This is a genomic window from Salinispora goodfellowii (assembly GCF_059570675.1).
In genome coordinates this window covers 1-2604 of the sequence record NZ_JCANTD010000081.1, presented here as the reverse complement: position 1 = coordinate 2604, position 2604 = coordinate 1, and the positions used below count along the sequence as shown (strand labels likewise).

Below are 2604 nucleotides of genomic sequence, written 5' to 3'. Positions count from 1 at the left end.
GGGGTGGGCGGCGGGTGGATTTGCCGACGTATGCCTTCCAACACCAGCACTACTGGTTGCACGACACTGGAGCCGACAAGGACGTCACCGCCGCCAGCTGGCGGTACCGGGTGGTGTGGCGGGCCACCAACGTGCCCACCGGGGGGCACCTGACCGGCGACTGGTGGGTTGTCACACCAAGCGCACTCACCGACGATCCCCGGGCCGCCGCTGTGGCCGACGCACTCACCGCACGCGGCGCGACCGTCGTCCGGCTCACCGAGACCGCGCCAGACGACCGCGACGCCCCCGCCGGAGTCGTGTCCCTGCTCGGCCTCGACGACACCGCGGATACCCACAATGCCGGTCTCTCCACCGGAGTCACCAGCACCGTCAGCCTGGTGCGCGCCCTCGCCGCCGCCGACTTCACCGGCCGGCTCTGGTGCCTCACCAGCGGCGCCGTCGCCGTTGACCCGTACGAGGACCTGCCGCACGCCGCGCAGGCCGGGCTCTGGGGGCTCGGCACCGTGCTGTCCCTCGACTACCCGGGCTGGTGGGGTGGCCTGGCCGACCTGCCCGCCGACTGGACGCCCGACACCATCGACCGGCTCGTTGACGTGCTCACCGACGGCGGCGAGGACCAGGTCGCCCTGCGTACTGGTGGGGTGCTGGCTCGACGGATGGTCCGCTGGCCCGTCGCCGGTACCCCGGACCGGCGGTGGCGATCCACCGGCACTGTCCTGGTCACCGGCGGCACCGGTGGCATCGGCGCGCACCTCAGCGAGTGGCTACTCGACCAGGGTGCCGACCGGGTCGTCCTGGCCAGCCGGCGCGGCCCGGCCGCCCCCGGCGCCGCCGACCTCGCCGCCCGCCTGCCCGGCGTTCAGATCGTCGCCTGCGACGTGACCGACCGCGAGGCGGTCGCCGCACTTCTCGACGGGATCGGCGACGATTTGACCGCGGTCTTTCACGCCGCCGGGGTGTTGGGCGAAGCCACCCCGCTCGGCGAGACCGACCTCGACGCCTTCGCCGACGTGTGCCGGGCCAAGGTGCTCGGCGCGACCCACCTTGACGAGTTGCTCGCCGACCGGCCGCTCGACGCGTTCGTCCTCTTCGCCTCCGGCGCGGCCGTCTGGGGCAGCGCTGGACAGGCCGCGTATGGCACCGGCAACGCCTGGCTCGAGGCCCTCGCCCACCAGCGCCGTCGCCAGGGCCGTGCCGCCACCTCCATCGCCTGGGGAACCTGGGGTGGCGGTGGCATGGTTGACGACCAGGCCACCGAACAGCTGCTGCGTCAGGGCACTCCACCGATGGAACCACGACTCGCCCTCGCAACGTTGCGGCAGGTCCTCGACCACGATGAGAGCCACCTTGTGGTCACCGACATCGACTGGGCCCGGTTCGCCCCGATCTATACCGTGGCCCGGCCCCGGCCGCTGCTCGCCGCGCTCCCCGAGGCCCACCAGAGCGCGGTGGCCACCGCGCCGGTCCAGCCACGGGACGCCTCCGTGCTGGCCGATCTGCCCGCCGCCGAGCGGCTGCCGCACCTGCTGGACATCGTCCGTACCCACGTCGCGGCAGTCCTCGGGTACGACGCCGACGCCGCCGTTGACGTCCAGCGGCCGTTCCGGGAGCTCGGCTTCGACTCGCTGACCGCGGTGGAGTTGCGCGACGCGGTCGGCGCGGCAGTCGGGCTGCGCCTGCCCGCCACCATGGTCTACGACCACCCGACCCCTGCGGTGTTGGCGCGTCACCTGTACGACGAACTCGTCAGCACCGCCGCCGCACCCACGGTCCCAACGACTACTGCCGGACTCGCTCCGGACGAGCCGATCGCCATCGTCGGCATGGGCTGCCGCTACCCGGGCGGCGTCCAGTCCCCTGAGGACCTGTGGCAGCTCGTCGCCACCGGCACCGACGCGATCAGCGCCTTCCCCGTTGACCGGGGCTGGGACGCAGACGCGCTCTTCGACGCCGACCCGGATCAGCCGGGCACCAGCTATGTGCGCTCCGGCGGTTTCGTCTACGACGCGGGCGGGTTCGACGCCGAGTTCTTCGGCATCTCGCCCCGCGAGGCGCTGGCTATGGACCCGCAGCAGCGGCTGATGCTCGAAGTCACCTGGGAGGCGTGTGAGCACGCCGGGATGAACCCCGAGGCGTTGCGGGGCGGTCCGGTCGGTGTCTTCGTCGGCTCCGGTGCCCAGGACTACGGTGACCTGCTCGGCCTTGCCCCCGCCGAGTCGGAGGCGTACCTGAGCACCGGTAGCTCCGCGTCGGTGATTTCTGGCCGGATTTCGTACGCCTTCGGCTTCGAGGGTCCGTCGATGACGATCGACACCGCCTGCTCCTCGTCCTTGGTCGCCCTGCACCTCGCCAGCCAGGCGCTACGCGCCGGGGAGTGCACCACCGCGATCGCCGGCGGGGTGCTGGTGATGTCGAATCCCACCCCGTTTGTGGCGTTCAGCCGGCAGCGGGGGCTAGCCCCGGATGGTCGCTGCAAGTCGTTTTCTGACAACGCCGACGGCACCGGCTGGTCTGAGGGTGTTGGTGTGTTGGTGTTGGAGCGGTTGTCGGATGCTCGGCGTAATGGGCATCGGGTGTTTGGGGTGGTGCGGGGTTCGGCGG

1 pseudogene is annotated in these 2604 nt (G+C 71.9%); it reads left to right on the top strand.

Annotation, left to right across the window (positions count from 1 at the left end):
* Window positions 1–14: 14 nt before the first annotated feature.
* Window positions 15–2604: pseudogene (locus T398_RS26665) on the top strand (type I polyketide synthase); the annotation flags it as partial.